The sequence below is a fragment of the Aquisalimonas sp. 2447 genome (assembly GCF_012044895.1).
GTDB lineage: Bacteria > Pseudomonadota > Gammaproteobacteria > Nitrococcales > Aquisalimonadaceae > Aquisalimonas.
In genome coordinates this window covers 219,651-244,275 of record NZ_CP050695.1, presented here as the reverse complement: position 1 = coordinate 244,275, position 24,625 = coordinate 219,651, and the positions used below count along the sequence as shown (strand labels likewise).

Here is a 24,625-nt window from a genome sequence, read left to right as displayed (position 1 = left end):
GAGCACGGAGCCCCACTCAGAACAACGGCGCGTCACCCTGATCCCGCTCCCGGTCACCGCCGTTACGCCGCGCATCCGGATCACGCTCCGGCACCTGATCCGAACGGAAGGTCTCGAAGATCGCGTCAGGATTGTCGGAATCCGTCACCAGGCCGGATTCGGGATCGATGCGCACGGTGACCAGACCACCGGGGCGCCGCGGCTGGGCTTCCGGCACCTCGCCAAGCGCGCGCTCCATGAAATCCGTCCAGATCGGCAATGCCGCCCGCGCGCCGGTCTCGCCGGGCCCCATCGTGCGCGCCTGATCGAACCCGATCCATGCCGTTGTGACCAGGTGGGGGTTGTAACCGGCAAACCAGGCGTCGTAGAGATCGTTGGTGCTGCCCGTCTTGCCGGCCAGATCGTCACGGCCGAGACGGCGGGCCGCCCGCCCGGTGCCACGACTGATCACATCCTGCAGCATGCTGGTCATCAGGTACGCGTTCTGCTCGGAAATCACCCGCTCGGCCGGTCGATAGGTCGGCGTCAAGCGGATGTCCTCGTTCGCCTCGGCGGCAGAGTCTTCGCCCACGCCCAGACGCACCCCCTGGTGGATATCGAGATTGCTGCACCGTTCGCAGGCCAGCGTCGGCTCGGCGGCCTGGATCACGTTGCCGTCGCCATCCTCGACCCGGGAGATGAAATAGGGTTCCACCCGATACCCGCCGTTGGCGAACACGGCATAGCCTGCAGTCAGCTCCAACGGCGTAACGCCAGCGCTGCCCAGGGCCAGGGAGAGGTTGTCCGGCATACGCTCGGCGGGGAATCCGAAGCGACTCAAGTGATCGATGGTCGACCCCGTCCCCACATCCCGGAGCACACGGATGGAAACGAGATTCCTCGATTGCGCCAACGCCTCGCGCATCCGGGTCGGTCCGTAGAAGCGGCCCGTGTAGTTCTCGGGGCGCCAGGTGCTCTCCAGGGCATCGTCACGGAAGACCACCGGGGCATCGTTGATGATGCTGGCCGGCGTGTAGCCGTTCTCCAGTGCCGCGGAATAGATGAACGGCTTGAACGCCGAACCCGGCTGACGCACAGCCTGCACGCTACGATTGAACTGACTCTTGCGGAAGTCGAAACCACCGCTCAGGGCCAGCACCGCGCCACTGCGTGGCGACAGGCTGACGACACTGCCCTCCACGTCCGGGACCTGGGACAGTCGCACGTCGTCGCCAACGCGTTGCACGCGCACGACGTCGCCGGGATTCACCACGTCGCTGACCGCCTCGGGCGGATCGCCGACCACGGCCTGGGTCACCCTCGGCCGCGCCCACTCCATCGCCTCCAAGGCCAACTCCACGCGCTCACCGTCGCCCAGATACACCGTCGCCGTGTCGCCAACCTCCACCACCAGACCAGGGCGCAAACCACCCAGGGTCCTTAGACCATCGAGGACACGATCCCAGGCGTCAGCGTCGGCGTGCTCATCCAGATCCACACGCCCCTCCGGCCCGCGATAGCCATGGCGCCGATCATACGCCATGAGGTTATCCCGCAGGGCCCGGTCGGCGTACTCCTGCAACGCGGGGTCCAGCGTAGTGTGTACCCTGTAGCCGCCGGTGTAGGCACGATCACCGACCATGTCCACGATATGGTCCCGCGCCATCTCGGCGATGAACGGAGCCGATACAGTGGGGCGCGCCCGGCGCACATGGGCAGTCACCGGCTGGGTGCTGGCCTCGGCCAGCTCCTCGTCGGAGATGAACCCCGACTCGTGCATGCGGCGTAGAACGTACGCACGGCGTTGCAACGCACGCTCAGGGTTGGCCACCGGATTCCACGCCGACGGCGCCTTGGGCAGTCCCGCAATCATCGCTGTCTGGGCCAGGGTCAGCTCCTCCGGATCCACACCATAGTAAATCTGCGATGCCGCCCCGACGCCGTAGGCGCGCTGCCCCAGGTAAATCTTGTTGAGGTACAGTTCGAGGATCTGTTCCTTGTCGAGTTCACGCTCGATCTTGAACGCCAGGAGAATTTCGTTCAGTTTACGCAGGTAGGTCTGCTCGCGACTGAGAAAGAAGTTCCGGGCCACCTGCATGGTGATGGTGCTGCCACCGGGACCAATCTCGCGATGCCGGGCCAGATGCAATACGGCGCGGGCAAGCCCCTGGTAGTCGACTCCGGGGTGATCGAAGTAGCGCTGGTCTTCGGCGGCGATGAAGGCCTGACGCATACGCTCGGGGATGGCATCATGACGGATCGGCTCGCGCCGGTTCTCACCGAACTCGGCGATCATCTGGCCGTCATTGGCATAAACGCGGAGCGGTTCCTGGTAACGCACGTCCCGGAGCGTCTCGACGTCCGGCAGCTGCGGCGCCAGGTAAAGGTACACACCGGCGGCCCCGACGGCTGCCAAGAGAGCGAGGGAAAGCACGGTCGCCAGACCGTACACAAGGATGCGGGAGAATCGGCGCATGGGTTCCAATAGTGTCTACGTTGTCTCGGTTTCGCAGAGTATAAAGCGTTATAACCGCAGGGACGAGCACTGGATCAAAGGCCTCGATTTTCATTTCCCGCCTTTTGATCTATAGTTAGGATGAACTCTGAATGTTCCAGGGCACATCCTTACCCTAAAGCCATATAACGACAAGGGATTTTCCGTGGGACTCTTTCGCAAGAAAAGCCCACCACTGCTGGGCATCGACATCAGCTCCACCGCCATCAAGCTGCTGGAGCTCAAGGGCCAGGACGGCAAGTATCGCGTTGAAAGCTACGCGGTGGAGCCGCTCCCCGCCAATGCCGTGGTGGAAAAAAGCATCTCTGATATCGATGCCGTTTCCGAGGCCATCAAGGCCGCAGTGAAGCGGTCTCGCACCAAGCTCCGCTCTGCCGCTCTGGCCGTGCCGGGCTCCGCCGCCATCAGCAAGACCATCGCCATGCCGGCGGACCTGGGCGAACAGGAGCTGGAGGCTCAGATCGAGCTGCAGGCCGATCAGTACGTTCCCTACCCGCTGGACGAGGTTAACCTCGATTTTCAGGTGATGGGGGCGTCGGAAGGCGAAAACAATGTCGACGTGCTGCTCGTGGCGTCCCGGTCCGACAATGTCGAGAGTCGGGTGGACGCCTGCGAAGCGGCCGGCATCACGCCTCGGGTCATGGACGTCGAGAGCTATGCGACGGAGACGGCGTTCTCGCTGCTGGCATCGGACCTGGGCGGACAGGGCCGGGACCAGGCCGTCGCCGTGGTGGACGTGGGCGCCACCATGACCACCCTGACCGTTCTGGAAGACCGGCAGATCATTTACACCCGCGAGCAGGTGTTCGGCGGCCGCCAGCTCACCGAGGAGATTCAGCGGCGTTACGGCCTCTCCTTCGAGGAAGCCGGCCGCGCCAAGCGTCAGGGCGGGCTGCCGGACAGCTACGAGGAAGAAGTGCTGGAACCGTTCAAGCACGCCATGGCGCAGCAGGTGGTGCGCTCACTGCAGTTCTTCTACGGCGCCAGCCAGCACAATACCGTGGACGCCCTGTTGCTCGCTGGAGGCTGCGCCGTTATCCCGGGTGTGGCTCAACTGATCGAAGAAGAAACGGGGGTGCCGACACAGGTCGCCAACCCGTTCGCCAACATGGCCGTTTCATCCCGCATCAAGCCGGAACGCCTCAGCGAGGACGCCCCGGCCCTGATTATCGCCTGCGGCCTGGCCATGAGGAGTTTCGACGCATGACCCGGATCAACCTGCTCCCCTGGCGCGAAGAGCTCAAGAAGCAGCGCCAGGTGGAATTCTTCGTCATCCTCGGTCTCACGGCGGTGCTTGGCGTCGCCATCTGGTACGCCGGGCACTGGCACCTGTCCGGGCTCGTGGACTATCACGAGCACCGCAACCAGATGCTCGAGGATGAAATTGCGGAGCTCGACCGGCAGATCGAAGAGATCGAGGAACTCGAGACGCTGCGGGACCAGCTTCTGGCGCGCATGAATGTCATTGAGGAACTTCAGGCAGGTCGGCCGCAGATCGTTCACTTGTTCGAGGAAGTTGCCACGACACTGCCGGAGGGCGTTTTCCTGGAGCGCCTGGAGCAAAGCTCCGACAGCCTGACCATCGAGGGAGTTGCCGAGTCCAACGCCCGGGTTTCGGATTACATGGAACGCCTGGACGGCTCCCCCTGGCTTGCCGATCCCGACCTGCAGGTGATCGAGGTACGCGACCGCGACGGCAGCCGGGTCAGCGACTTCTCCCTGCGCGTCCAGCAATCCGAACCGGACGAGGACGAACTCAACGGGGAGGCCGACCAATGAAGCTCTCCGAAATCAACCTGAACGAACTCGACTTCAACGAAATCGGGATCTGGCCCTGGCCGGCAAAGGCGATCGTCCTGGTCATCGTCCTGGCCGCGGTGGTCGCGGCCGGTTGGTATTTCGACTGGCAGGACCAGCAGCAGCGCCTGGAGCAGGTCCAGGGCGAGGAGGACCAGCTGCGCTCCCAGTTCGAGATCCGGCAGCGCCGCGCCGCGGCCCTGGACGATTACAAGGCGCAACTGGAAGAGATGGAGGACTCCTTCGGCGCCATGCTTCGTCAGCTGCCCAGCCGGGTGGAAGTTGCCGGCCTGCTGGTGGACATTTCCCAGACCGGACTGGCCTCGGGCCTGGAATTCGAACTGTTTCGGCCGCAGAGCACCCAGGAGCGGGAGTTTTACGCAGAAATGCCCATCGACATCGAGGTCCGCGGCCGTTACCACGAGTTCGGGCGCTTCGTCAGTGGCGTGGCCAACCTTCCGCGTATTGTCACACTGCACGATGTCACCATCACTGACGGCGGCGGCGACGACGGCGAACTGACCATGCAGGCCACTGCGCGCACGTACTGGTACCTGGAGGAGGGCGAATGATGGAACAGCGCACCTCCCGCCCCGTGAACACCTCCGGCCTGGTCCTGATCCTGCTGGCAGCAGGCAGCATGCTGCTGGCTGGCTGCACCCGGGACACGGACGACCTGGAGGAAGAAATCGAGAGAATCCATGCGCGCCCGGCCCAGCCACTGGACCCGGTTCCCGAACCGGAGCCGGCGCGCAGTCACCGATATCCCGACTTCGACATCCGCGACCCATTCGCGCAGCTCAGCTTCGCCGAGCCGGAGGACGAAACCGAGGATGTCGCGGACGGACCGAGCCCGGATCGTGACCGAGCCCGGGAACCGCTGGAGCGGTTCGAGCTGGACTCCATGCGCATGACAGGGATCCTCGAGCAGGATGGTCAGCGCTGGGCGCTGATCCGGGACCCGGGCGGCACGATCCATCGAGTCCAGGAAGGCAACTACCTGGGCCAGAACCACGGCGAGATTCAGCAGATCTCCGAGCAGCGCGTTGAGGTCCTGGAGCTGGTTCCTGCCCAGGAAGGCGGCTGGCGCGAGCGCGAAGCCTCGCTGACGACACGAGAATAAGGCAGAGGGAGTCGACCACCATGACGAGGTTTGCAACGGGCACGGCGTGGACGAATGCCACCACCAGGGGAAGCGGCGGTGCGGGCGGGCGCCTCGGCGGCCGCCTCATGGCCCTGGCAGCCGGGCTGCTCCTGGCGGGCGAGGCGCTGGCGGAGAATGCCCTGCGTGATATCAGCTACTCCACGCTGCCGGGCAACCGCATCCAGGTCTCCATGGAGCTGGAGAACGCGCCGGCAGACACCAGCAGTTTCACCATCGACGACCCCGCACGGATCACCTTCGATTTCCCCGGGACACGCAACCGCCTCGACGAACGCAGCATGCGTATCGGGGTCGGTAATGTCGAAGGAGTGTCCACGGCCGAGGCCGACGGGCGCACCCGGGTGGTGCTGAATCTCGCCGAGATGACCGAGTACGACTACGAAGTCGACGGCAACACGTTCCATGTTTTCCTTGGTGGTCGCCCCGACAGTGTTGCCCGCACCGAACGCCGGGACACGGCCCCGCGGGACGCCGAAATGATCGGCGCCGACGAGGAACAGGAAGCACCCAGGGGCAGTGCCCTGGAAGACATCGACTTCCAGCGCGGGCCGGACGGCACCGGGCGAGTCGTCATCGACATGAGCGACGCCCGCGTGCCCGTGGACCTGCGCCGCAGCCGTGGCCGCATCGAGGCGCGCTTCCGCGACACCGAAGTCCCGGAACAGCTGCAGCGGCGGCTCAATGTGGTGGACTTCGCGACACCAGTGGAGACCATCGAGACGCGCCAGGAGGGCGGCGACACGGTGATGCGCATCCAGCCCATCGAGGGCGAGGACTATGACTACATGGGGTACCAGGCCGGCAACCAGTTCACCGTGGAGTTCCGCCCGCTGACCGAAGAAGAACGCGAAGCCGAAGAGCCCGAGTACACCGGCGATCGGCTGTCCCTGAACTTCCAGGACATTGAAGTCCGGTCGGTGCTGCAGCTTATCGCCGATTTCACGGGTATGAATGTCGTAGTCAGCGACTCGGTGACCGGCAACATCACCCTGCGGCTGCAGAACGTGCCCTGGGACCAGGCGCTGGACATCATCCTGCAGACCCAGGGCCTGGACAAGCGCGTCTCCGGCAATGTCATGCTGGTGGGGCCGGCGGAGGAAATCGCGGCCCGGGAGCGTCAGCAGATGGAAGCCGAGCGGGAGCGGGAGGAAATGGCACCGCTGCGTTCGGAGTTCTTTGAGATCAACTATGCCACCGCCAATGACCTGGCCAATCTGATCCGCTCGGAGGAGACGTCCCTGCTCTCCAGCCGCGGCCAGGTGACCATCGACGAGCGCACCAACACCCTGATCATCCGGGACACCGACGAGAACCTCTCCAGCATCCGCTCGCTGGTGAACCGTCTGGATGTGCCGGTACGCCAGGTGCTCATCGAATCCCGCATTGTCATCGCCAACGATGACTTCAGTCGTGACCTGGGCGTGCGGTTCGGAGCAAGTGCAGCGGGCACATCGGGTAACGACGGCTACCAGGTCGGGGGCACCCAATCCGGCGGTATCGCTGAAGGGACGACCGGGTTCGAGACCTCTCCTGCTGCCGGCGCCTCGACCCTTGGTGCCGCCGAGGGCATGCTTGTGGATCTGCCGGTGGACAGCGCGGCAGGTTCCGTCGGCCTGGCCGTGGGCCGCATCGGCGACCGCCTGCTGCAACTGGAACTCTCCGCCATGGAGACGGAAGGCCGCGGTGAAGTGGTCTCCAGCCCGCGGGTGATCACGTCGAACCAGAAGACGGCGAGCATCCGCCAGGGCGTGGAGATTCCCTACCAGGAAGCCACGGCCAGCGGCGCCACCAACGTCTCCTTCCAGGAAGCCCTGCTAGCGCTAGACGTGACCCCGCAGATCACCCCGGATGACCGCATCATCATGGACCTGGAGGTGAGCCAGGACACTGTCGGCGAAGTCTTCGCCGGGGTACCGAGCATCGACACTCAATCCGTCACCACCCAGGTGCTGGTGGACAACGGCGAGACGGTGGTCCTCGGCGGCATCTACGAGCGGGAGCGGCGCGAACAGGAGTCCAGGGTTCCGTTCTTCGGCTCCCTGCCCGCCGTGGGCTGGCTGTTCCGTAACCGCTCGGCGGTGGACGAGAACAGCGAACTGCTGATCTTTGTCACACCGCGGATCCTGCAGGAAAGCCTCAGCGGCGACAGCGTGCCGCGCTGATCGGCGACCAGGCGCAGCGGCCCCCGGATGCTCACGCCCGGGGGCTGCGCTGCTTCGGGAACCGTGGCTCTTCAACATCCTCTGCACAAGCGGTAGGCTTCCCTCTCTCCCCTGGTCGTCCGGATCGAAGTGGCATGGACCCATCCCGACACATCGTACTCATCGGCCCCATGGGCGCCGGCAAGTCCACCATCGGCAAGCGGCTCGCCCGCGACCTTGGACGTCCGTTCATCGACAGTGACCAGGTCATCCGCGAGCGCACCGGCGTGGAGATCGCGCGGATCTTCGACGTCGAGGGAGAAGCCGGCTTCCGGCAACGCGAAAAGGACGCCATTGCTGATCTCCTGAATGAGCCCGCCTGTGTTCTCGCCACCGGTGGCGGCGCGGTGCTGGACGCGGACACCCGCGCCCGCCTGCGAGATCAGGGCATGGTGGTGTACCTGGACACGTCGGTGGCGGAGCAGCTGCGTCGTACCGGCAAGGACAAGCGGCGACCGCTGCTGCAAACAGAGAACCCGCAGGAACGCCTGGAAGCGCTGATGGCGGAACGCCAACCACTGTACGAGGCAACGGCGCACATCACCGTCAGCACCGATCGGGGCTCCATCGGCCAGATGGTTCAACGGATCATGGCTGCCCTCGAGGAACACCCGGCATGAGCACCTCAGGCACCACGACACCGGCTCACCGGCTCACCGTGGCGCTGGGCGATCGCAGCTACCCCATCGTCATCGGCCCGGGACAGCTCGGCAACGGTGACGAACTGACCAGCTGGCTGCCCGGGCGTCAGGCGCTGGTGGTAAGCAACGAAACCGTGGCGCCCCTGTATCTGGATACCCTCCTGCGCAGCCTGGACGGCAAACACACGCAGACCCTGACACTCCCCGACGGCGAAGCCCACAAGACCGTGGCCAGCTGCGAAAAGGTCTGGGACAGCCTGCTGGAGCACCGCTTCGAGCGCAGCTGCACCGTCATTGCCCTGGGCGGCGGCGTGATCGGCGATCTCGCCGGATTCGCAGCAGCGGCGTACCAGCGCGGCGTCGCCTTCGTGCAGATCCCGACCACCCTCCTGGCACAGGTGGACTCCTCCGTGGGTGGCAAGACCGGGGTCAATCACCCGCTGGGCAAGAACATGATCGGGGCCTTCCATCAGCCCCTGGGGGTTATTGCCGACACCGGTGTGCTGGCCACCCTGCCCGAGAGAGAGATTTCCGCCGGCCTGGCCGAGGTGATCAAGTACGGACTGATCCGCGACGCGGAATTCTTCGCCTGGCTGGAAGCCAACATCGGCGCCCTGCTGGCCCGGGACGAACAGGCACTGGCCTACGCCATCGAACGCTCCTGTGCCAACAAGGCCGCCGTGGTGGCGGCAGATGAGCGCGAACAGGGCGTTCGCGCAACCCTGAACCTGGGCCATACCTTCGGCCACGCCATTGAGACGGCAACCGGGTACAGCAGCTGGCTGCATGGCGAAGCCGTGGGCGCCGGCATCGCCATGGCCGCCCACCTGGCGCGGGCGATGGACTGGCTGAGCGCCGAAGAGCAGATGCGCATCCTGGACCTGCTCCGGCGCGCCAAGCTCCCTGTCGCCCCACCCTCCGGGATCCCCAGCCAGCGGTTCCTGGAACTGATGGCAGTGGACAAAAAGGCGCAGGGCGGACGGATCCGCCTTGTCCTGCAGCGGCGTATCGGGCATGCCACTGTCACCGACGAGGTGCCGGACGCAACGCTGCGGGCGACCCTGGACCACTTCACCGGGGGCCTGTGAACCGTGGCGACATCCGAGGCTCGACCGCTCGCCGCATACGCCGCCAACCCGGCCATGAGCCGCGGCCGGGCCCGGCCCGAGGAAGAAGCAACGTTCCGCAACCCCTTCCAGCGGGATCGGGACAGGATCATTCACGCCTCGGCGTTCCGGCGGCTGGAGTACAAAACCCAGGTCTTCATCAACCACGAGGGCGACCTGTTCCGCACGCGGCTGACGCACACCCTGGAGGTCTGCCAGATCGCCCGCACCATCGCCCGGGCGCTGGATCTCAACGAGGACCTCACCGAGGCCATTACCCTCGCCCACGACCTGGGGCACACGCCCTTTGGTCACGCCGGCCAGGATGCCCTGAACGCCTGCATGGCCGGCCACGGCGGCTTCGAACACAACCTGCAGTCCCTGCGGGTGGTGGATGTGCTGGAACAGCGCTATGCGCGCTTCGATGGCCTCAACCTCACCTACGAGACCCGGGAGGGGATTCTCAAGCACTGCTCCAGGGCCAACGCCCGCACCCTCGACACCCTGGGCGAGCGTTTCCTCAACCGCACGCAACCGGGCCTGGAAGCCCAGCTCGCCAACCTGGCCGATGAAGTGGCCTATAACAGCCACGATGTGGATGATGGCCTACGGGCGGGCCTGCTCGAGCTGGAAGATCTTGAACGCCTCGGCCTCCTCGGCCGTCTGCTGGCGGAGGTCCGCGCGAACCACCCGGACATCGATCGCCGGCGCCTGATCTACGAGACCGTACGCAACATGATTGCCACCCAGGTCGGCGACATCATCAACACCACCAGCGACAACCTGCGGCGGGAGGACCCGGCCAGCATCGACGACGTCCGCGCACAAACGGAACCGATGCTTCGGTTCAGTGACGGCATGCAGAAGGATCATCTGGAGTTGAAACGCTTCCTGTTCGGCGCCCTCTACCGTCATCACCGCGTCTACCGCATGGCCGAGAAGGCGAAGCGAACCATCACGCGGCTGTTCGGGGCGTTTACCAATGACCCGGCGCTGATGCCGCCGCAACATTGCGAGCACAGCCGCGCGCTGGAAGCGACCGACGGCGATGCGGGCCGCGCCCGTGCCGTTGCGGATTACATTGCCGGGATGACGGATCGGTATGCCATCGAAGAACACGAGCGCCTGTTCAACCCTCGAACTCTGACTTGAGTCCATCGGTGGACACGACGACAAGAGAGATTGCGCTTGCGAGGAATCCCGGACGTGACAGAGATCACGAAAACCGAAGAATAACCCGGGCTTCGGCCAGCAGTTGCATTGATCCAGAACACGAAAACAATATACTGGAGCGTATTGTTGACTCGACGTTTCAACATCGCAATAAAACGTTAATGCAGAACAATCGAAGTTCACGGACGACGGGCGGTTTTCAAGGAAAACCGCCCATTCACGCCGCCCTCGCCTCGGGTGGCACACGGGGGAACCACACCATGAACAAGCAAGTCCCACTAACCGGCCTGATTCGAATAGCGGCAGCGGGCGCCTTTGCCCTAGTGATTGCCGGGTGCAATACAGAAGGCCAGGATCCTCTTCAACCGCAGCTCGAGATGTCCATTTCGGCATCGCAGGTCGACAGTGACACCCCGTATATCCCCATCTTCACCGGGGATGATGAAGTCCTTTGCTCGGCGGCAAGCGACGACGTTCGCCATATCCAGGTTCGCATCTCGCGCAGCGACGGCAGTGGCGCCGGCGACTTGGGCGGCACGGAGGTTCAGGGAGCCATCGAATGGCTGGACGAAGGCCGTGCCATCCTGAGCCGCTTCCCTGATCCGGACGAGAACGGCGGCGGCGAAGACGACAACGGTGACGACGCCTGTGGGAGCTACGTTGCGGTCCCCGTGGAGCTGACCGCCGACACTGCCACGTTCATCATCGCGGGAACCGTCTCCGGCACCGTGCGCTTCCGGGCTTCCATGGCCGCCGACGGAGTTTCGCTGTCCGAAACCAGAACGTTCGACGTGGGCAATCCGACCACGCTTTCCGGCGACCCCGCGGGCACCAGCATCCTCGTTCAAGGCCCGACGCCGCGACGAATCCCGTCGAACAGCCCGCAACAGTTCTCGGTCACGGTTCTGAACGAAGACGGCAAACCGGTAGCCGATAGTAAAGACAGTTACGTCACGATAGCGCCGGATTCCGAATCGGCAAGCTCGGTCCAGCTCGGTGGCAACAAGGAGGCCGTCAACCAGGACGAGCTCGAACTCCCCACCAGTGATGGTATGGCCAATTTTTACGTCACGGGGTTGGACGGCATCGACACCACGAATCTTGACATTCAGGCGTTCCATTCCTCTGGCGAAGCCATGACGGATGTCCAGATTGCCGTCGGTCAGCCTGATGAAGGCCCCCAGATCACGACCAGTAACGCCGCGTTCGACGCCATCGCTCCCGGCGCCACCGTTCCCCCGGATTGGGCTTTCGAGGCGATTTCAGATTCCGGACCGTACACATGGTCGCTTGAAGGCGGCATGCTTCCCGACGGAATGGCTCTGGATGACGCCGGCATTCTGAAGGGAACTGTTAGCGAGGACGTGGAAACGGGCCGCTACGTCTTCCGGGTGCATGTGGAAGACAACCAGGGCCGATCAGACTCCCAGGAATTCTCGATCGATGTTGAGGACGACTGAGCAGCCACACCCGCTTTTCTGACTCCTCTCCGCCAGCCGGGCAAACGCCCACCGTCTGCCTGGCTGGCTTCCTTTTCCACCGAGGCGGTGCTTACACCCCCTTCATTTGTCGACCTGCACCCCAAGGCGCTATACTAGTTGGCCCTTTGCCCCACGGATGGAGGCGGTTGCGTGCCGGTGTGGATGGCGCGCGACGATTTGCCCGCCCTCGGCTGGTGCGGGCGGCGCTCCTCCCCGGACGACATTAACCATCACGCAGAGGCATTCCCCTTGAGATACGAGAACGCTGACAGGCCGACGCTGTATCGGCCGAGCTTCGAGAAGGACAACTGCGGGTTCGGATTGATCGCGCACATGGACGGGCAGCCCAGCCACTGGGTGCTCTCCACCGCCATCAGCGCCCTGGCGCGGCTGACCCACCGCGGCGCCGTCGCCGCCGACGGCAAGACCGGTGACGGCTGCGGGCTGCTGATCAAGAAGCCCGACGGCTTCCTGCGCGCCGTTGCCGCCGAACAGGGCTGGCAGCTGGCAGAGCAGTACGCGGTGGGCACCGTGTTCCTCAGCACTGACGACGCCAGCGCGAAACACGCCCGGGATACGCTGACCCGCGCACTCACCGACGAAGGCCTGGAGGTTCCGGGCTGGCGCGATGTTCCCACGGACCCCTCCGCCTGTGGCGAGGAGGCGCTGAAGACCCTGCCGCGGATCGAGCAGGTGTTCGTCAACTGCCCGGAAGGCATGGATGACGCCAACTTCGGCCGCCACCTCTACACCGCCCGCCGCGTCGCCGAGAAGGCCATCGAGCCGGACGACGACCTGTTCTACATCCCGAGCCTCTCCAGCCAGGTGCTCTCCTACAAGGGCCTGGTCATGCCGGAATACCTGCCGGTGTTCTACCAGGATCTCAACGACCCGCGCATGGAAACCGCCATCTGCGTCTTCCACCAGCGCTTCTCTACCAACACCTGGCCCCAGTGGCGCCTGGCACAGCCGTTCCGGTTCCTCGCCCACAACGGCGAGATCAATACCGTGCAGGGCAACCGCAACTGGGCCAACGCCCGGGCGGCGAAGTTCGACACGCCGCTGATCCCGGACATGGACAAGGTCGCCCCGCTGGTGAGCAACGAGGGCTCGGACTCCAACAGCCTGGACAACATGCTCGACGCCATGCTCGCTGGCGGCATGGACATTTTCCGCGCCATGCGCATCATGATTCCGCCGGCCTGGCAGAACGTGGACAGCATGGACACGGACCTGCGGGCGTTCTACGAATACCACTCCATGCACATCGAGCCGTGGGACGGCCCGGCGGGCATCGTGCTCACCGAAGGGCGCCACGCTGCCTGCGTGCTGGATCGTAACGGCCTGCGGCCGGCGCGGTACGTCATCACCAAGGACCGCCACATCACCCTCGCCTCGGAGATCGGCGTGTATGACTACGCCGCCGAGGACGTGGAGGCCAAGGGTCGCCTCAAGCCCGGCGAGATGCTGGCCGTGGACACCGAGACCGGCGAACTGCTGCTGCCCCGGACCATCGATGACCGGCTGAAGCAGCGCCAGCCCTACAAGCGCTGGCTCCACAACCACCTGCAGCGCCTGGAGTCCACCCTCGAGGAGACGGAGCTGGAGGACAGCGGCAGCCCCATCAGCGAGGACGAGCTGCCGGTGTTCAAGAAGCTCTACAACCTCACGCTGGAAGAGAACGACCAGATCGTGCGGGTGCTGGCCGAGGGCGGCCAGGAGGCCGTGGGCTCCATGGGCGACGACACGCCGCTGCCGGTGCTCTCGCGCAACGAGCGCGCCCTGTACGACTACTTCCGCCAGCAGTTCGCCCAGGTCACCAACCCGGCCATCGACCCGCTGCGCGAGCAGATCGTCATGTCCCTGGAGACCTGTCTGGGGCGCGAGCTGAACATCTTCAATGAGACGGAGGAACACGCCCGGCGCCTGGTGGTGGAATCACCGGTGCTGTCGCGCACCAAGTTCCTGTCGCTGCTCAACCAGGACGACCCGGCGTACGCCAACCACGTTATTGACCTCCAGTACGACGCCGACGAGGGGCTGAAAGCCGCCATCGCCCGCATCGCCGACGAGGCCGAGCAGGCAGTGCGGGATGACAAGGTCATCATCGTCCTCAGCGACCGCTATGTGGAAAAGGGCAAGCTGCCGGTCCACGCACTGCTGGCCACCGGTGCCGTCCATCATCGGCTGGTGGCCCGCGGCCTGCGCTGCGACGCCAACATCGTGGTGGAGACGGCCACCGCGCGGGATCCCCACCACTTCGCCGTGCTCATCGGCTACGGCGCCACGGCGGTCTACCCCTACCTGGCCTATGCCTCCATCCGCGACATGCGGCGCAGCGGCCAGATCAAGGCGACCCCGGTGGATCAGCTGCGACGCAACTACCGCAAGGGCATCAACAAGGGCCTGTTCAAGATCCTCTCGAAGATGGGCATCTCCACCATCGCCAGCTACCGGGGTGCCCAGCTGTTCGAGGTGGTGGGTCTGGCCGACGAGGTGGTGGAGCAGTGCTTCACCGGCAGCGTCAGCCGTATCCAGGGCAGCCGCTTCCGGGATCTGGAGAGCGACCAGAAGGTGTTGGCCCGGGAAGCGTTCACACCGCGCATCCCGGTGCGCAAGGGCGGGCTGCTCAAGTACGTGCAGAACGGCGAGTACCACGCCTTCAATCCGGACGTGGTGCAGCTGCTGCAGGAGGCCGTGGAAACCGGTGACCGGGGCGTATGGAACGAGTTCGCCGAGTTGGTGAACAAGCGCCAGCCCATGGTCTTCCGCGACCTGCTCAGGCTCAAGGATGGCGAGACTGCGCTGGATATCGACGAGGTCGAGCCCATCGAGGACATCCTGCCGCGCTTCGACTCCGCCGGCATGTCCCTGGGCGCGCTCTCCCCCGAGGCCCACGAGTCCCTGGCCATTGCCATGAACCGCCTGGGCGGGCGCTCCAACTCGGGCGAGGGCGGCGAGGACGAAGCGCGCTACGGCACCGAGCGCATGTCCAAGATCAAGCAGGTGGCCTCGGGGCGCTTCGGCGTCACGCCGCACTACCTGGTGAACGCCGAGGTGCTGCAGATCAAGGTGGCCCAGGGTGCCAAGCCCGGCGAGGGCGGTCAGCTGCCCGGCCACAAGGTCAACGAGATGATCGGCCGGCTGCGCTTCTCCAAGCCCGGCGTGGCGCTGATCTCGCCGCCGCCGCACCACGACATTTACTCCATCGAGGACCTGGCCCAGCTGATCTTCGACCTCAAGCAGGTCAATCCGCAGGCGCTGGTCTCGGTGAAACTGGTGTCCGTGGCCGGTGTCGGCACCATCGCCGCCGGCGTGGCCAAGGCATACGCCGACCTCATAACCATCGCGGGCTATGACGGTGGCACCGGCGCCAGTCCGCTGACCTCGGTGAAGTACGCCGGCGCCCCGTGGGAGCTGGGTCTGGTGGAAACCCACCACGCCCTGCGCGCCAACGACCTGCGCGGCAAGGTGCGCGTGCAGGCCGATGGCGGCATGAAGACGGGGCTCGACGTCATCAAGGGCGCCATTCTCGGCGCCGAGAGCTTCGGCTTCGGCACCGCGCCCATGGTGGCCATGGGCTGCAAGTACCTGCGCATCTGCCACCTGAACAACTGCGCCACCGGCGTGGCCACCCAGGAGAAGGTGCTGCGGCTCAAGCACTTCATCGGCACCCCCGAGAAGGTGGCCAACTACTTCCGCTTCGTCGCCGAGGAAACCCGGGAGTGGATGGCCAAGCTCGGCGTGCGCCGGCTTGAGGACCTCATCGGCCGCACCGACCTGCTGGAGATCCTCCCGGGCGAGACGGAGAAGCAGCAGCAGCTGGACCTGACGCCGCTGCTCTCCGACGGCGGCGTGCCGGCGGACAAGCCGCGCCACTGCATCGAGCCCAGCAACGTGCCCTTCGACAAGGGTGAACTGGCCGAGGAGATGGTGCGCCAGTGCCTGCCGGCCATCGAGTCGAAATCCGGAGGCGAGTTCCACTTCCCGGTGAAGAACATGAACCGCTCCATCGGTGCGCGGCTGTCCGGCGAGATTGCCCAGCGTCACGGCAACTACGGCATGGCGGACCATCCGTTGGTGCTGCGCCTGGAGGGCAGCGCGGGGCAGAGCTTCGGTGTCTGGAACGCGGCCGGTCTGCACATGCACCTGGCCGGCGACGCCAACGACTATGTCGGCAAGGGCATGGCCGGCGGCAAACTGGTCATCCATCCGCCGAAGGCCAGCACCTTCCGCACCAACGCGACCACCATCATGGGCAATACCTGCCTGTACGGTGCCACCGGCGGCAAGCTGTTCGCCGCCGGCACCGTGGGTGAGCGGTTCGCGGTACGGAACTCCGGCGCGCATGCCGTGGTGGAGGGCATGGGGGACCATGGCTGCGAGTACATGACCGGTGGCGTGGTCTGCTGTCTCGGCCCTACCGGGCTGAACTTCGGCGCCGGCATGACCGGCGGCTTCGCCTTCGTGCTGGACCTGGAAAACGAGTTCGTGGACAGCTACAACCACGAACTCATCGACATCCACCGGGTGCAGTCGGAGTCCATGGAAGCGCACCGGAACTACCTCAAGAGCATGATCCGCGAGTACGTCCGCGAGACGGGCAGCGCATGGGGCCAGGAGATCCTGGACAACTTCCGCGACTACAGCCGGCGATTCTGGCTGGTGAAGCCGAAGGCGGCGGATCTCCAGAGCATTCTGGACACCCTGCGCCAGGCCGCGTGATCCATCCCGGCCGGCGCCGCAGGGCGCCGGCCGTCTCCTTACCCGGTACACCCGATAACGACGAACGCGACAGGAACCCATGGGAAACAACTTTCAGTTCATCGAAGTCCCGCGTCAGGACCCGCGAAAGGAAGCCGTGGAGGTCCGTGTCGGCAACTTCAACGAGATCTACGACCAGTTCGACAAGGAGACCGCCGCCGCCCAGGCCGACCGCTGTCTGGACTGCGGTAACCCCTACTGCGAGTGGAAGTGCCCCGTGCACAACTACATCCCCAACTGGCTGAAGCTCATCGCCGAGGGGAATCTGTTCGAGGCCGCCGAGCTCTCCCACCGCACCAATTCCCTGCCGGAAGTCTGCGGCCGCGTGTGTCCGCAGGACCGCCTGTGCGAAGGCGCCTGCACGCTGAACGACGGCTTCGGCGCCGTGACCATCGGCAATATCGAGCGCTACATCACCGACGAGGCCTTCAAGGCCGGCTGGCGCCCGGACATGTCCGGCGTCGTGGATACCGGCAAGAAGGTGGCCGTGATCGGTGCCGGACCCGCCGGCCTGGGGGCTGCGGACATCCTCGTGCGCAGCGGCGTCAAGGCGGTGGTCTACGACAAGTACCCGGAGATCGGTGGTCTGCTGACCTTCGGTATCCCGCCGTTCAAGCTGGAGAAGGAGATCGTCCGCACCCGGCGCAACATCATGGAAGAGATGGGCGTCGAATTCCGGCTCAACACCGAGATCGGCAAGGACGTGGAGTTCGCCGAACTGGAGCGCGAATACGACGCCGTGTTCCTGGGCATGGGTACCTATACCTACATGCGCGGCGGCTTTCCGGGGGAGGACCTGCCCGGTGTCTACGAGGCGCTGCCGTTCCTGGTATCGAACATCAACAAGGAACTCGGTTACCAGCAGGATCCGGGCGAGTTCATCGACATGCAGGGCAAGCGGGTGGTCATCCTCGGCGGCGGCGACACCGCCATGGACTGCAACCGCACCTCCATCCGTCAGGGCGCCAAGAGCGTGACCTGCGCCTACCGCCGGGACGAGGAGAACATGCCCGGCTCCCGTCGCGAGGTGGTCAACGCCAAGGAAGAGGGCGTGAAGTTCATGTGGAACCGGCAGCCGGTGGAGATCGTCGGTGACGGCAAGGTGGAGGGCGTCAAGGTGGTCACCACCCAACTGGGTGAGCCCGACGAGCGCGGCCGCCGGCGCCCGGAACCGGTACCCGGCAGTGAGGAGGTGATCCCCGCCGACCGGGTGCTGATCGCCTTCGGCTTCCGCCCCAGCCCGGCGGAGTGGTTCAGCGACTACGCCATCGACACGGACGACCGGGATCGTGTCACCATCCGCAAGGATGAGCAGTTCTTCGGCCAGACCGGCAACCCGAAGATCTTCTCCGGCGGCGACATGGTGCGCGGCTCCGACCTGGTGGTCACCGCCGTGTTCGAAGGCCGCGAGGCCGCCAAGGGGATCCTGAACTACCTGGAGGTCTGAGGCCTCCGGCGGAGGTCCCGGCTCTGCCCCTGTAGGAGCGACGTCAGTCGCGATTGCGCCGTCGATGCACGCGACAATCGCGACTGACGTCGCTCCTACAAAGACTGCACGCACGAAATTTCGGCACAATCACCACGGCTCAGGAGGCTGCGTTGACCACACCCGCCCCGCTCCAGAACGACCTCCTCCTCCGCGCCCTGCTGCGTGAACCCACCGAGCGCACGCCCGTGTGGATGATGCGCCAGGCCGGGCGCTATCTGCCGGAATACCGGGCCACCCGGCAGCGGGCCGGCGACTTCATGACCCTGTGCCGGACTCCGGAACTCGCCTGTGAGGTCACCCTCCAGCCCCTGGAGCGGTTTCGCCTGGACGCCGCCATCCTGTTCTCCGACATCCTTACCATTCCCGACGCCATGGGCCTGGGGCTGCATTTCGTCACCGGCGAAGGGCCCCGCTTCGAGCGCACGGTGCGGGACGAGGCGGCAGTGGATGCACTCCCCATCCCCGACCCGGAAGATGAACTCCGGTACGTCCCGGACGCAGTACGGCTGATCCGCCAGGAACTGAACGGCCGGGTGCCGCTGATTGGTTTCGCTGGCAGTCCGTGGACCCTGGCCACCTACATGATCGAGGGCAGCAGTTCGAAGAACTACGCCTGGTGCAAGGGCATGCTCTATGACCGGCCCGATCTCATGCACCGGCTGCTGGACAAGACTGCCCGTGCCGTCACCGCCTATCTCAATGCGCAGATCGCCGCCGGCGCCCAGAGCCTGATGATCTTCGACACCTGGGGCGGCGTCCTGACACCGCAGACCTACCGGGAGTTCTCGCTACGTTACGCGGAACAAATCATCTCCGGGCTGTCCAAGACAGCAGAGGGCCGGCGCGTGCCGGTCGTGTTCTTTACCAAGAACGGTGGCCCCTGGCTGGAGGCCATGGCGGGGTTCGGTGCGGACGGCCTGGGCATCGACTGGACCCAGGACATCGGCGATGCCCGCCGGCGCGTGGGGGATCGCGTCGCGCTTCAGGGCAACCTGGATCCCAGCGCCCTGTACGCGTCGCCCACCGTGATCGAGCAGCACGTCGGTGAGATCCTCGCATCGTACGGCACCGGCACCGGGCACGTGTTCAACCTGGGCCACGGCATCCACCCGGAGGTGAACCCGGATCATGCCGGCGCCATGATCGAGGCAGTACACGCGCTCAGTCCCCGCTATCATCAGGGGTAAGCAGGCATAACCGAGGATACCGGCATGAAGGTGCGGACGCTTTCCGCAGGAGTCGTGGTGGTGCGGCGCGAGGGCGATGCCTGGCGCTGCCTGCTGCTCCGCGCCTTTCAGTACTGGGATTCCCCCAAAGGCCAGGTGGAAGACGGCGAGAAACCCATCCAGGCCGCACTCCGGGAAGTCCGCGAGGAAACCGGCATCCGCGATCTGGACTTCATCCGCGGCCATGACTACGTCGAGACCGGCCCCTACGCCCGGGGAAAAGTTGCGCGCTATTACCTGGCGGAGACCCACAGCCGCCATGTGGTGCTGGGCGTGAACCCCGAACTCGGCCGTCCCGAGCACCAGGAATACCGGTGGGTCAGCTTCCGCCGGGCCCGTCAGCTCGCCTCTCCCCGGGTCAAGCGAGTGCTGGAGTGGGCGGAGCAGCGCCTCAGCAATCACGAGAGCGGCCCGGCGCAAAGCGACGGTGGTGAACAGGCCTCTGCAAGCCGGCAGTGAAGATTACGCACTTTCCCTCATGGGGCGCGACCTGCGGATCGATTACCCTGCCCCCAGGTTTCCATGTTCGGAGATTCGCCGATGGATGACGTCGCCAGGACGCCACACTATCTGATCGACCCCCGCAAGTTCCGGGACCCCCGGACCACAGCAGACGGTGAGCCGCGCGCCCATGTGCGTTTGCAACGTCTGGAGACGCTGTGGTTGTGCACCGGCACACTCTGCAACCTGGAGTGCCGCAACTGCTACATCGAATCCTCGCCCCGCAACGACAGCCTGGTGTATCTCACCACCGACGAAGTCGCAGAGTATCTGGATGAAATCCAGCGGGAAAACCTGGGTACCCGCAGTATTGGCCTCACCGGCGGTGAACCGTTCATGAACCCGGACATCCTGGCGATCCTCGAGGATGCGCTGGGCCGGGGGTTCGACGTTCTGGTGCTCACCAACGCCATGAAGCCAATGATGAAGTGTGCCGACGGGCTACTGTCGCTACGGCGAGAGTACGGCGACCGCCTGACCGTGCGCGTGTCCATTGACCATTATGACGAGGCGGTGCACGAGGAAGAGCGCGGCCCCAAATCCTGGGCACCCACCGTCAAGGGACTGCACTGGCTGACCAGCAACGGCTTCAACGTGGACATCGCCGGGCGGCTGTTCTCCGGCGAGACCGAGGCCGAGATGCGGGCCGGCTACCGGAACCTGTTCCGTCGCGAGCGCATCGCGCTGGACGCGGACGACCCTGCGCGGGTGGTGCTCTTCCCGGAGATGGACGAAACCATCGATGTGCCCGAGATCACCGAGGCCTGCTGGGCCAAGACCGGCGCCTCGCCGGACGACATGATGTGCGCCAGCTCCCGGATGGTGATCAAGCGCAAGGGAGCGGAGCATCCGGTGGTGGTGCCCTGCACCCTGCTCCCCTACGACCCGCAGTTCGAGCTCAGCCGCACGCTGCTTGGCAGCTTCACGGACGTGGCCCTGAACCACCCCCATTGCGCCAAGTTCTGTGTGCTCGGCGGCGCCAGCTGTGGCGGGTAGGTGGCTATAGCCCGGGCAGAACGTAGGGTGGACCTGAAGGTCCACCCTACGCGGGGACGGCATTCTTAGCGCCGGGGCTTCGTTTGGGTGGATGACCTCGCGGCAGGCATAATGCGGCGGACAACCCGACGCAGGATGCCCAATGACCACGCACAGCACCACCATCGGCTATTTTCCGGGCGTGCGCATGCGCCGCATGCGCCGTGATGCCTTCTCCCGCCGGCTGATGCGGGAAAACCGGCTGAGCTGCGATGATCTCATCCAGCCGCTGTTCGTCATCGACGGCGAGGGTAAGCGCGAGCCGGTCCCCTCCATGCCCGGCGTCGAGCGGCTGTCCATCGACCTGTTGCTGGAAGAGGCTGCAAGGCTGCTGGAACTGGGCGTGCCGGCCATTGCGATCTTCCCGGTCACGCCGCCGGACCTGAAAACGCCGGACGCGCGCGAGGCCTGCAACCCCAACGGCCTGGCCCCGCGTGCCGTCCGCGCCGTCAAGGCGCAGCTTCCCGAGCTCGGCGTCATGACCGACGTGGCCCTGGACCCGTTCACCAGCCACGGCCAGGACGGCGTCATGGACGAACAAGGCCACATCCTCAACGACGACACCGTGGAGATCCTGGTGCGCCAGGCACTCTGCCACGCCGAGGCGGGCGTGGACATCGTCGCACCCTCGGACATGATGGATGGGCGGATCGGCGCCATCCGCGAGGCCCTGGAGGCCGCCGCCCACCCACACACCCGCATCATGGCCTACTCTGCCAAGTACGCCTCCAGCTACTACGGCCCGTTCCGCGACGCCGTGGGCTCGGCCACCAATCTGGGCGCCGCGGGCAAGCAGACCTACCAGATGGACCCGGCCAACACGGACGAGGCCATCCGCGAGGTGGCCCTGGACCTGGAAGAAGGCGCCGACATGGTCATGGTCAAGCCGGCCATGCCTTACCTGGACGTCATCCACCGCGTACACACCACGTTCGGCGCCCCCACGTTCGCCTACCAGGTCAGCGGTGAATACGCCATGCTGATGGCAGCGGTGAAGGAAGGCTGGCTGGACGAACGGGCCTGCGCTCTGGAGGCACTCACCGCCATGAAGCGCGCCGGCGCTGACGGGATTCTCACCTACTTCGCCGGCCGGGTCGCGCAATGGTTGCGCGAAGAAGAAGGCCGGTGAACGGAACCTCGAACATGACTGACCGCTACGCCGTTTTCGGCAACCCCATCGGCCACAGCCGCTCCCCCTGGATCCACGCCCGGTTTGCCGAGCAGACCGGCGAGGACATCCAGTATGACCGCCTGGAAGTCTCGCTGGACGGCTTCGCCGAAGCCGTGGAGCTCTTCCAGGAAAGCGGCGGCAGTGGGCTCAATGTCACCGTGCCCTTCAAGGAAGAGGCCTGGGCCGTGGCCGACAGCCGCAGCCCCCGGGCCGAGGCGTGCGGGGCCGTGAACACCCTGTTATTCCGCAACGACGGCGGGCGTCATGGCGACAACACCGACGGCGAAGGCCTGGTCCGGGATCTGCGCGGCAATCACGGCGTCACCATCCAGGGGCGGCGGGTACTGGTGCTGGGTGCCGGCGGCGCCGTACGCGGCGTCCTCCAGCTCATTGCCGGTGAACACCCCGCCATGCTGCTGATCGCCAACCGCACCGTGCACAAGGCGGCCGAGTTGCTGCCACTGTGTCACGACGCCGAAGACACCGCTGCGTGCGGCTTCGAAGACGTTGCCGGTCATGGCCCCTTCGATGTGGTCATCAACGGCACGTCCACCGGACTCAGCGGCGAACTGCCCCCTCTCCCCGAAGGCATCTTCGCGGACAACGCCACCGCCTACGACATGGTCTACGGCGCCACCGAACCGGTATTCCTGCGCTGGGCCCGCGAACAGGGCGCCACCCGGACCATCGACGGGCTGGGCATGCTGGTGGAGCAGGCAGCCGAATCCTTCCGTCTCTGGCGGGGCGTCACCCCCGACACGGCACCGGTTATTCAGGAATTGCGGGGGGCCATCGCCGAGGAAGCACGGAAGTGAACGGCGATGAACTGACCGCGGACCAGCACCGGCGCATGACCCAACGGCTGCAGGATCCGGCGCGGTACCCGCATGCCGTGGGCACGGTGACCACGGTGGAGACCCATATCTCCACCCTGCTGCTCACCGACGACTACGCCTACAAACTGAAAAAGCCCCTGGACCTGGGCTTTCTCGACTTCACCACCCTGGAGCAGCGCCGGCACGCCTGTGACGAAGAACTGCGCCTGAACGGCCGCCTCGCACCCGCGATCTATCTCCGGCGCATCGGCATAACGGGCACGCCTGACGATCCCGCCATCGATGGTGATGGAGCGGTGCTCGACTGGGCGGTGCAGATGCGCCGCTTCGATGACACCCGCCTGTTCGACCGCCTGCTGGAGCACGATCAACTCACCGCTGACGAGATCGAGGACGTCGCCCGCCAGATGGCGGTATTCCACGACGCCGCGGCCGTGGCGGACGAAGACTCCGAATGGGGAACGCCGGCCGCTGTTGCCGAACCGGCGCGGGACAACCTGGTGGCACTGCGCGAGCAACTCGGCGCCGACCCGCGCATTCAGCGCCTGAAGGACTGGACGGAGGACTGCCTGCAACAGCTGGACCCAGTGTTCCGGCAACGCCACCGGGAGGGGCGCATCCGCGAGTGTCACGGTGACCTGCACCTGGGCAACATCGTCGACGTGGACGGCCGGCCGGTGATTTTCGACGGCATCGAATTTGCGCCGGAGCTGCGCTGGATCGACGTCATGAACGAGGTCGCCTTCCTCGGCATGGACCTGCGCAGCAGGCAACGGCCCGATCTGGCCGCACGGTTCCTCAGCACCTACCTGGAAGAGACCGGTGATTACCACGGCGTGGCGCTGCTGCCATTCTACCGCGCCTATCGCGCCCTGGTCCGCGCCAAGATCAGCGGCCTGCGCGCTGCTGACGAGGATGCGCCGGACGACGTGCGCGAGCGCGCCACAGCCGCGCGCGACGCCTACATCAAGGTTGCCGAGGCGGAAATGCAGCCAGCCACACCGCAACTGGTGCTCATGCACGGCCTCTCCGGAAGCGGGAAATCCACCGTGGCTCAGGCGGTGGTTGAACGGCTGGGCGCCATCCGCCTGCGCTCGGACGTGGAACGCAAGCGCCTGGCGGGCCTGGACGCCCGCTCCCGGACAGACGCCGGTGTTGGCGAAGGCCTGTACGGGGCGGATCTGTCCGCACGCACCTACCAACGGCTGGAGATGCTGGCCGACGGGATCCTAGAGACCGGGACCAGCGTGGTCGTCGACGCCGCCAGTCTGCGCCGGGACCAGCGCGAGCGGTTCCGGCATCTGGCGAGCCGTATCGGCGTCCCGTTCACGCTCGTCGCCTGCGAAGCGGCTGAGAACGAACTGCGGGAGCGTATCCGCCGGCGCCAGCAGGCCGGCACCGATCCGTCGGACGCCGACCTGACGGTGCTGGAGCACCAGTTGCAGGCCCGCGACGTGCCCGGCCCCGAGGAAAAGGCGCACACGCTGGTGGTGGACACCGCAGCAGACCCCGACTTTCAGGCCCTGGGGCGACTGTCAGCGTAGC

18 protein-coding genes are annotated in these 24,625 nt (G+C 65.6%); 17 read left to right on the top strand and 1 reads right to left on the bottom strand.

The annotated features are described in order from the left end of the window. Positions 1-16: 16 nt before the first annotated feature. On the bottom strand, positions 17-2,371 hold the full coding sequence (locus KU884_RS01055) for a penicillin-binding protein 1A (protein WP_254432140.1): 2,355 nt from the start codon (positions 2,369-2,371) through the stop codon (positions 17-19). 268 nt (positions 2,372-2,639) lie between these two features. Here KU884_RS01055 and KU884_RS01050 point away from each other — a divergent pair, with 268 nt between their 5' ends. The 17 genes from KU884_RS01050 to KU884_RS00970 all read left to right on the top strand — a co-directional run bounded on the left by KU884_RS01050 (position 2,640) and on the right by KU884_RS00970 (position 24,624). After that, positions 2,640-3,701, top strand: coding sequence for a pilus assembly protein PilM (locus KU884_RS01050; protein ID WP_167780881.1), 1,062 nt, complete (start codon positions 2,640-2,642; stop codon positions 3,699-3,701). Further along, a complete protein-coding gene (locus KU884_RS01045) occupies positions 3,698-4,273 on the top strand; it encodes a PilN domain-containing protein (protein WP_167780879.1) in 576 nt (191 codons plus the stop codon). Before KU884_RS01050 ends, KU884_RS01045 begins: the two co-directional genes overlap by 4 nt. Next, positions 4,270-4,863 carry a type 4a pilus biogenesis protein PilO gene (locus KU884_RS01040; RefSeq protein WP_167780878.1) on the top strand — a complete coding sequence of 198 codons (594 nt, stop codon included), beginning with the start codon at positions 4,270-4,272 and terminating at the stop codon, positions 4,861-4,863. The genes KU884_RS01045 and KU884_RS01040 overlap by 4 nt, the downstream gene beginning before the upstream one ends. Beyond that, complete coding sequence (locus KU884_RS01035; protein ID WP_167780877.1) at positions 4,860-5,414, top strand: pilus assembly protein PilP; 555 nt, start codon at positions 4,860-4,862, stop codon at positions 5,412-5,414. The genes KU884_RS01040 and KU884_RS01035 overlap by 4 nt, the downstream gene beginning before the upstream one ends. Positions 5,415-5,434: 20 nt before the next feature. Then, entirely contained in the window at positions 5,435-7,618 is a 2,184-nt protein-coding gene (gene pilQ, locus KU884_RS01030; protein ID WP_254432139.1) for a type IV pilus secretin PilQ, read from the top strand. A 134-nt stretch (positions 7,619-7,752) separates the two neighbouring features. Continuing rightward, complete coding sequence (gene aroK, locus KU884_RS01025; protein ID WP_167780876.1) at positions 7,753-8,277, top strand: shikimate kinase AroK; 525 nt, start codon at positions 7,753-7,755, stop codon at positions 8,275-8,277. Beyond that, the gene (aroB, locus tag KU884_RS01020) at positions 8,274-9,386 is read left to right on the top strand and encodes a 3-dehydroquinate synthase (RefSeq protein WP_167780875.1); all 1,113 of its coding nucleotides are present in this window, start codon (positions 8,274-8,276) and stop codon (positions 9,384-9,386) included. The genes aroK and aroB overlap by 4 nt, the downstream gene beginning before the upstream one ends. Positions 9,387-9,440: 54 nt before the next feature. Continuing rightward, on the top strand, positions 9,441-10,556 hold the full coding sequence (locus KU884_RS01015; RefSeq protein WP_254432232.1) for a deoxyguanosinetriphosphate triphosphohydrolase: 1,116 nt from the start codon (positions 9,441-9,443) through the stop codon (positions 10,554-10,556). A gap of 281 nt (positions 10,557-10,837) precedes the next feature. Continuing rightward, the gene (locus KU884_RS01010; RefSeq protein WP_167780873.1) at positions 10,838-12,037 is read left to right on the top strand and encodes an Ig domain-containing protein; all 1,200 of its coding nucleotides are present in this window, start codon (positions 10,838-10,840) and stop codon (positions 12,035-12,037) included. Between the two features lie 270 nt (positions 12,038-12,307). Beyond that, positions 12,308-16,783, top strand: a complete 4,476-nt coding sequence (gene gltB, locus KU884_RS01005; RefSeq protein ID WP_254432138.1) for a glutamate synthase large subunit — start codon at positions 12,308-12,310, stop codon at positions 16,781-16,783. Between the two features lie 79 nt (positions 16,784-16,862). Continuing rightward, on the top strand, positions 16,863-18,269 hold the full coding sequence (locus KU884_RS01000) for an FAD-dependent oxidoreductase (RefSeq protein WP_167780872.1): 1,407 nt from the start codon (positions 16,863-16,865) through the stop codon (positions 18,267-18,269). Positions 18,270-18,421: 152 nt separating this feature from the next. After that, the gene (gene hemE, locus KU884_RS00995; RefSeq protein ID WP_167780871.1) at positions 18,422-19,498 is read left to right on the top strand and encodes a uroporphyrinogen decarboxylase; all 1,077 of its coding nucleotides are present in this window, start codon (positions 18,422-18,424) and stop codon (positions 19,496-19,498) included. 24 nt (positions 19,499-19,522) lie between these two features. After that, a complete protein-coding gene (locus tag KU884_RS00990) occupies positions 19,523-19,996 on the top strand; it encodes a bis(5'-nucleosyl)-tetraphosphatase (protein ID WP_167780869.1) in 474 nt (157 codons plus the stop codon). Between the two features lie 81 nt (positions 19,997-20,077). After that, positions 20,078-21,034, top strand: a complete 957-nt coding sequence (locus KU884_RS00985) for a radical SAM protein (RefSeq protein WP_167780868.1) — start codon at positions 20,078-20,080, stop codon at positions 21,032-21,034. 142 nt (positions 21,035-21,176) lie between these two features. Further along, the gene (gene hemB, locus KU884_RS00980) at positions 21,177-22,202 is read left to right on the top strand and encodes a porphobilinogen synthase (protein ID WP_254432137.1); all 1,026 of its coding nucleotides are present in this window, start codon (positions 21,177-21,179) and stop codon (positions 22,200-22,202) included. A gap of 14 nt (positions 22,203-22,216) precedes the next feature. Beyond that, the gene (gene aroE, locus KU884_RS00975; protein WP_167780867.1) at positions 22,217-23,059 is read left to right on the top strand and encodes a shikimate dehydrogenase; all 843 of its coding nucleotides are present in this window, start codon (positions 22,217-22,219) and stop codon (positions 23,057-23,059) included. Then, entirely contained in the window at positions 23,056-24,624 is a 1,569-nt protein-coding gene (locus tag KU884_RS00970; protein WP_167780866.1) for a bifunctional aminoglycoside phosphotransferase/ATP-binding protein, read from the top strand. Before aroE ends, KU884_RS00970 begins: the two co-directional genes overlap by 4 nt. Position 24,625: the final 1 nt, after the last annotated feature.